At 73.4% G+C, this 6582-nt stretch carries 7 protein-coding genes and 1 tRNA gene; 4 read left to right on the forward strand and 4 right to left on the reverse strand.

What is annotated here, in order from left to right:
• Positions 1 to 20 precede the first annotated feature (20 nt).
• Both AB0G14_RS27345 and AB0G14_RS27350 read right to left on the reverse strand, forming a co-directional pair.
• A complete protein-coding gene (locus AB0G14_RS27345) occupies positions 21 to 935 on the reverse strand; it encodes a hypothetical protein (RefSeq protein WP_357702151.1) in 915 nt (304 codons plus the stop codon).
• Between the two features lie 120 nt (positions 936 to 1055).
• Positions 1056 to 1721: a helix-turn-helix domain-containing protein gene (locus tag AB0G14_RS27350; protein ID WP_357702153.1), complete on the reverse strand. Its 666-nt coding sequence runs from the start codon at positions 1719 to 1721 to the stop codon at positions 1056 to 1058.
• Positions 1722 to 1784: 63 nt separating this feature from the next.
• Between AB0G14_RS27350 and cysS the strand changes: the two genes are divergently transcribed.
• Together cysS and rlmB are read left to right on the forward strand one after the other, a co-directional pair.
• Positions 1785 to 3200 carry a cysteine--tRNA ligase gene (cysS, locus tag AB0G14_RS27355; protein ID WP_357702155.1) on the forward strand — a complete coding sequence of 472 codons (1416 nt, stop codon included), beginning with the start codon at positions 1785 to 1787 and terminating at the stop codon, positions 3198 to 3200.
• Complete coding sequence (gene rlmB / locus AB0G14_RS27360; RefSeq protein WP_357702157.1) at positions 3200 to 4333, forward strand: 23S rRNA (guanosine(2251)-2'-O)-methyltransferase RlmB; 1134 nt, start codon at positions 3200 to 3202, stop codon at positions 4331 to 4333. Before cysS ends, rlmB begins: the two co-directional genes overlap by 1 nt.
• A gap of 75 nt (positions 4334 to 4408) precedes the next feature.
• On the opposite strand, the gene ugpC is transcribed toward rlmB, so the two are convergent.
• Positions 4409 to 5500 carry a sn-glycerol-3-phosphate ABC transporter ATP-binding protein UgpC gene (gene ugpC / locus AB0G14_RS27365; protein WP_357702159.1) on the reverse strand — a complete coding sequence of 364 codons (1092 nt, stop codon included), beginning with the start codon at positions 5498 to 5500 and terminating at the stop codon, positions 4409 to 4411.
• Between the two features lie 333 nt (positions 5501 to 5833).
• On the opposite strand from ugpC, the gene AB0G14_RS27370 reads away from it, so the two are divergent.
• Positions 5834 to 5910: transfer RNA gene (locus AB0G14_RS27370), tRNA-Thr, on the forward strand.
• A 73-nt stretch (positions 5911 to 5983) separates the two neighbouring features.
• Here the strand turns inward: AB0G14_RS27370 and AB0G14_RS27375 are convergent.
• Positions 5984 to 6184: a hypothetical protein gene (locus AB0G14_RS27375; RefSeq protein ID WP_357702161.1), complete on the reverse strand. Its 201-nt coding sequence runs from the start codon at positions 6182 to 6184 to the stop codon at positions 5984 to 5986.
• On the opposite strand from AB0G14_RS27375, the gene AB0G14_RS27380 reads away from it, so the two are divergent.
• Positions 6173 to 6436: a hypothetical protein gene (locus AB0G14_RS27380; protein WP_357702163.1), complete on the forward strand. Its 264-nt coding sequence runs from the start codon at positions 6173 to 6175 to the stop codon at positions 6434 to 6436. The genes AB0G14_RS27375 and AB0G14_RS27380 overlap by 12 nt on opposite strands.
• Positions 6437 to 6582: the final 146 nt, after the last annotated feature.

Genomic DNA, 6582 nt, shown 5'->3' on the forward strand with positions numbered 1-6582 from the left:
CTCCGGGATGACCCGCCCGGTCAGGGCCGCCAGCCCCGGGCGGCGAGCGCGGCGCGCACCTCGCGCAGGACGCCCGGGAAGTCGTGGCGCAGCCGCCGACCCGTCAGGTGCACCACGAGCCAGCCCGCGCCGACGAGCCGGGCGAGCCGGTCCAGGTGCCCACGATCGGCCCCGGCCTGCCGCGACTCGTCGAACGCGACCGCGACGCGGAGCGCCGGCCACGCCAGGTCGAGGTGCCAGCCGAGCCCGGACGCGAGCCGGACCGGGTGCCGGGCGACGGGGCGCGGCAGCCCGGCGAGCACCAGCCGCACCCGCAGCTCCGACTCGGCCGGCGACCGGGCGCCCGGATCCGCCAGGCCGAACACCCAGCGCGCCCGCCGACCGCCGGGCCGGTCGGCGTGGTGGCGGGCGAGGTCGGCGAGCGCGGCGCGGCTGGTGAGCCCCTCGGCGAGCAGCGCGTCGACGATGCCGACCGCGCGGAACGGCTCCAACCAGACCGCCGTCTCCCACGCCGCCGCGGTGGGATCCGTCCTCCGGGGTGGGCCGGCGGTCCTGAGGGCCACCTCCGGTGCGGGCGGCGGCGACGCGGCCGGGCCCACGGAGTGCACGCGCAGGCCGCGCTGCGGGCCGAGCCGCGTCGTCCTCGGGACGAGCACGTGCACGTCGTCGGTGAAGGACGCCGCGTGCCCGACGCCGTGCAGGCAGGCTGCCGAGGGGCCGGCGACGACCGCGTCCGGCGGGAGCCGCAGCATGGCGGCCCGGCAGGCCAGGGCGTGGTCCCGGGGCAGGCGGGCGTCGGCGTAGACGTCGTGCCGCAGGCGCAGCCAGGCCGAACTGCGCAACTGGTGCTCGGTGAGCAGCCCCTGGCGGACCGCGTCCGAGCCGCGGAAGACCTGCCAGGCCAGGGCCCTGGGCCGATGGGGTGCGGGTGGCATACGTGTCAGCCTGCGCGCCGTCCGCCCCGCTCGGGCACCCCTGTGGACGGCCGCCGCCGCGCCCCGCAACGTCCCCTGTGGACAAGCGCCCGCGTGGCCGGCGGATGTGGTAAGGGCCGGTCAGGACAGGGCGGTGGCGATGGCGGTGGCGGCGGCGAGGACCTGGGCGCCGACCACCTCCGCGTCCAGCGGTGCCAGCGCCACCACCCCGACGCTCGCCTCCAGCCCCGGCACGCCGAGCACCGGGGCGGCCACCCCGTACGCCCCGGACTGGAGCTCCCCGGCGGTGCTCACCGGGCCGGCGGCGCCCGCCCGGCCGGCGAGGATGGCCCGCCCGGCCGCCCCGCGCTCCAGCGGGTGCCGCGCCCCCGTCCGGTACGCGACGTGGAACGCCGTCCAGGTCGGCTCCACCACGGCGAGCGCGACCCCCTCCCCGCCCTCGACCACGGTCAGGTGGGCGGTCGCGCCGGCCTGCTCCGCGAGGCGGCGCAGCGCGGGCAGTGCCCCCTCGGCCAGCAGCGGCTGGGCCCGCCGGGCCAGGTGCAGCACCCCGACGCCGAGACGCAGCCGGCCCTCGCCGTCGCGGCGCAGCATCCCGTGCGCGGTCAGCGCGCCCACCAGCCGGTAGACCGCCGCCCGGCCGATGCCCAGCCGGTTCGCCGCCTCGGTGACGGTCAGCCCGCCCGGCGCGTCGGCGACCAGGTGCAGCAGCCGCAGCCCCCGGTCCAGCGTCTGCGCCGTCTCCCCGCCCCGCGCCGTCTCCCCGCCCCGCGCCGTCGTGTCCACGCCCAGCAGCGTACGACCCGGCTCCGGACAACCCGGGAAAGCGTGGACGGCTACCCTTGTACGGTGACGCTACGCCTGTATGACACCGCCACCCGATCGGTGCGGGACTTCGTCCCGCGGGAAGCCGGCAAGGTGGGGGTCTACCTGTGTGGTCTCACCCTCCAGGCCCCGCCGCACATCGGCCACCTTCGCTCCGGTGTCAACTACGACGTGCTGCGCCGCTGGCTGCTCGCCGCCGGCTACGAGGTCACCTTCATCCGCAACCTGACCGACATCGACGACAAGATCCTGGTCAAGGCGGGGGAGCGGGGGCGTCCGTTCTGGTCGATCGCGTACGCCAACGAGCTGATCCTCACCGAGTCCTACCGGGCGCTCAACGTGCTGCCCCCGACCTACGAGCCGCGGGCCACCGGGCACATCCCGGAGATGCACGAGCTGATCGCCAAGCTGATCGCCGACGGGCACGCCTACCCGGCCACCGACGGCTCCGGCGACGTCTACTTCGACGTCTGCTCCTGGCCGGCCTACGGGTCGCTGTCGAACCAGTCACCCGCCGACATGCAGTCGGCAGGGGACGCGCCCGAACGGGGCAAGCGGGACCCGCGCGACTTCGCGCTCTGGAAGGGCGCCAAGCCCGACGAGCCGGCGGACGCCTACTGGCCGTCGCCGTGGGGGCGGGGCCGGCCGGGCTGGCACATCGAGTGCTCGGCGATGTGCTGGCGCTACCTCGGCGCCGAGTTCGACATCCACGGCGGCGGGCTGGACCTCACCTTCCCGCACCACGAGAACGAGATCGCCCAGTCGCAGGCGGCCGGGCTGCCGTTCGCCCGCTACTGGGTGCACCACGGGCTGCTCAGCATCGCCGGCGCCAAGATGGGCAAGTCGCTCGGCAACGCCCTCGACCTGGCGTACGTCGACTCGCTCGGGGTGCGCCCGGTGGAGCTGCGCTACTACTACGCCGCCGCGCACTACCGCTCCCGCATCGACTACTCCGAGGACGCGCTGCGCGAGGCGGCCGTCGCGTACCGCCGGATCGAGGGCTTCGTGCAACGGGCCGCCGAGCGCGTCGGCGCCGGCCAGCTCGGCGAGCTGCCGGGTGCCTTCGCGGCGGCGATGGACGACGACCTGAACACCTCCGCCGCGCTCGCCGTCCTGCACGAGGTGGTCCGCGACGGCAACACCGCGCTGACCGGCGGCGACGATGTGACCGTCCGCACGGCGCTGGCCGCTGCCCGCGCCATGCTGGATATCCTCGGGGTCGACCCCCTCGACCCGGCGTGGACCGGTGGCGGTCGCGCGGACGACCTGCGCGGCGTGGTGGACTCCCTGATCGCGCTGGCCCTGGAGCAGCGCGCGCAGGCCCGCGGTCGCAAGGACTGGGCCGCCGCCGATGCGGTACGCGACCAGCTCAAGCAGGCCGGCGTGGTGGTCGAGGACACCCCCCAGGGCCCCCGTTGGACTATTGGAGAGCAGGACTGATGGCCGGCAACTCGCAGCGCCGTGGCCGGCGACTGACGCCGAAGGCGGGAGCCCCGAAGGGCTCTGGCGGCAAGAACAAGGACGCCCTCGCCGGGCGGGGCAGGACCCTGCCCGCCGACGAGCGGCCCTGGCACAAGGCCTACTCGGGCACCGAGAAGCTGCCCCAGCGCACCGCCTGGAAGCAGGACAAGGAGCGCCGGGCGGCGGCCGAGGAGGGGCGCGCCCCCAAGGTCGGCCAGCCCGGCAGCAAGGACACCACCTGGGGCAAGGGTGGCGGTCGTGGCACGCCGGGCGGCGGCGGGCGCGGCACCGCCGGCCGGGGCGGTCGCCCCGCCGGCCGCGGTGGCCCCCGGGTGGCCCCGGGCCGCAAGTCCACCCCGTCCAAGGACACCCCGGAGCTGCTGGTCGGGCGGAACCCGGTGCTGGAGTCGCTGCGCGCCCAGGTGCCGGCGACGGCGCTCTACACCGCGCAGGGCATCGACATGGACGACCGGGTCAACGAGATCGTCCGGACGGCCGCCGACCGGGGCATCGCCATCCTGGAGATCAGCCGCGCCGAGCTGGACCGGATGACCGGCGGGGTGCTGCACCAGGGCATCGGGCTCCAGGTGCCGCCGTTCGCGTACGAGCCCTTCGAGGACCTCGTCGCGGCGGCGCTGGAGCAGGCCGCCCCGCTGCTGGTGGCGCTGGACGGCGTGACCGATCCGCGCAACCTCGGCGCGGTGATCCGGTCCGCCGCCGCCTTCGGCGCGCAGGGTGTCTTCGTACCGGAGCGGCGGGCGGCCGGGATCACCGCGACCGCCTGGCGGACCAGCGCCGGCGCGGCCGCGCGGGTGCCCGTCGCCCAGGTGACCAACCTGACCCGGTCGCTGAAGGCCTGCCAGGACGCCGGCTTCGTGGTGGTCGGCCTGGACGCCGACGGCGAGACCGACCTCTACGACCTGGAGGCCGCGGTCGGCCCACTGGTGGTCGTGGTCGGCTCCGAGGGCCGGGGGCTGTCCCGGCTGGTCGGCGAGACCTGCGACCTCACGGTGAGCATCCCGATGGTGTCCGACGTCGAGTCGCTCAACGCCAGCGTCGCCGCCGCGGTCACCCTCGCCGAGGTGGCCCGCCGCCGGGCCGCCGAGGGCTGAGCCCGCAGACACGGAAAGGGGCGGTCCGCCGATGGCGGGCCGCCCCTTTCGCCTACGTCAGCTCAGCGCCGTACGTCAGATGCGGTTGCCGGTGGCCGCGTTGAACACGTGGCTGCGGCCCTCGCGCGGCTTGACGAACACGGTGTCCCCCATGTTCGGCATGGTGCGCCGGTCGGTACGGACCACGAAGCGCTCGTTGTTGCCCTCCAGCGCGGCGTGGCCGTAGACGTTGGCGTCCGAGCCGAGGTCCTCGACCAGCTCGACGACGACCGGCATGCCGCCCTCGGTCGGGCTGACCAGGTCGCAGTCCTCCGGCCGGAAGCCGACGGTCACCTTGCCCTCGCCGCCGTCGGCGCGGGCCGCCTCGACCTGCTCACGGGTGAGCGGGATGGTCAGGTCGGCGAACGAGGCGCCCCGCTCGCTCAGCGGCACGGTCTTGATGTTCATGGCGGGGGAGCCCATGAAGCCGGCGACGAAGACGTTGGCCGGGGTGTCGTACAGCGCCCGCGGGGTGTCCACCTGCTGGAGTTCGCCGTCGAGCATGACCGCCACCCGGTGGCCCATGGTCATGGCCTCGATCTGGTCGTGGGTGACGTAGACGGTGGTGACACCCAGCTTGGCCTGCAGCGACGCGATCTGGGTACGGGTCTGCACACGCAGCTTCGCGTCGAGGTTCGACAGCGGCTCGTCCATGAGGAAGACCTGCGGCTCGCGGACGATCGCCCGGCCCATGGCCACCCGCTGGCGCTGACCGCCGGAGAGGGCCTTCGGCTTGCGGCCCAGGAAATCCTCGAGCTGGAGCAGCCCCGCCGCCTCCTTGACCCGCCGGTCGATCTCGGCCTTGGAGGTCTTGCGCAGCTTCAGCGCGAACGCCATGTTCTCGTACACCGTCATGTGCGGGTAGAGGGCGTAGTTCTGGAAGACCATCGCGATGTCGCGGGCCTTCGGCGGCAGGTGGGTGACGTCCCGGTCGTCGATGTGGATCGAGCCCTGGTCGACGTCCTCCAGGCCGGCGAGCATGCGCAGGCTGGTGGACTTGCCGCAACCGGAGGGGCCGACCAGGACGAGGAACTCGCCGTCGCCGATCTCCAGGTCGAGCTGGTTGACGGCGGGGCGCTCGGTGCCCGGGTAGATCCGGGACGCCTTGGCGTAGGTGACCGTAGCCATGGTCAGGTGCTTCCTTTCACCGGCAGGAACGTGCCGGACGATCCGAGTGGAAGGAGCGGCCGGCACGTGTGTGCACCGGCCCACGGGCGACGCGCCGATGATCGAGGTGTCATCCGTGTCACTGCACGGTAAACGGCTTTCCCCGAGCTGCCAAGGCGGAGAGCATCCGATGGGACGGATGGCATACGCATTCCGGGCACTCGGGCACGGTCGGACATCAATCGCCCCCGTTCTTTCGAGTGCTGGGCCGACGCGTGGACGTTTCCGGTGCTCGCAGGGCCTGCCGAGCGGGAAATCCGGACGTCAGTCGCTATGCTGACGTCGACACCACGCGCCCCTGTAGCTCAGCTGGCCAGAGCACTCGCCTTGTAAGCGAGATGTCGCCGGTTCGATCCCGGCCGGGGGCTCCAATTCCATCAGGCATACCTCGCCGGGCACTGTCGCGAGCCAACCGGTTGACAGCAACGCTGACAGCAGCCGGGGTCACGACAGCCGCCCGTCGAGCCTGCCGAGCGCCTGACGCGTCGCGTCGAGGTTGGCCTGGGCGTAGACCCTGAGGGTGATCTTCTGAGCGGCTGAGGTTGGCCCCATCAGCTTGTCGATGCTGCCCGCAAGGTTGCGGCAGCAACCTTGCCCGTCGCGAACGCGGACGGGACCCATGGTGTTGGATTCGTGGTGGTCCACGACGCGCGCCCGGCCTGCTTCGTGCTCGTGAACTGGTGGGTGCATGGGTACGACCTGTACCAGCGCTATTTTCGATCGCCGCTGGATCGGCCCGAGCATCTGGTGGCAATCACGACTCCCGCCGTGGGCTGCGTCTGGGAGCTTGCCGTCACTGGCCATGAACGTCACGCGTGGGTACGTCACGTTCTCACGAGTCCAGCAGAGGCGGACGTCGAGGCCTACCTGGCCGATGCCACGAACTTCGGCCTGTGACAGCGATGGGCGTCGAGCTGAAGGGCGCGAGTCACCGCGGCACCAAGCCTCAGTGAGCGTCCGGGAACTCGGCAGGGCGGATGGTCACAAGGCGATGAAGCGCGGCGTGTGATGGATCGATACGTGGCGAGCTCCTGGTAGATCGG

It is taken from the genome of Micromonospora sp. NPDC023814, assembly GCF_040639595.1.
In the GTDB taxonomy this organism is placed as follows: domain Bacteria; phylum Actinomycetota; class Actinomycetes; order Mycobacteriales; family Micromonosporaceae; genus Micromonospora.

Bases quoted from the DNA above. Each gene is read 5' to 3' on its own strand.
- ugpC (WP_357702159.1), bottom strand. From the start codon at position 5,500: ATGGCTACGGTCACCTACGCCAAGGCGTCCCGGATCTACCCGGGCACC.
- rlmB (WP_357702157.1), top strand. From the start codon at position 3,200: ATGGCCGGCAACTCGCAGCGCCGTGGCCGGCGACTGACGCCGAAGGCG.
- AB0G14_RS27345 (WP_357702151.1), bottom strand. From the start codon at position 935: ATGCCACCCGCACCCCATCGGCCCAGGGCCCTGGCCTGGCAGGTCTTC.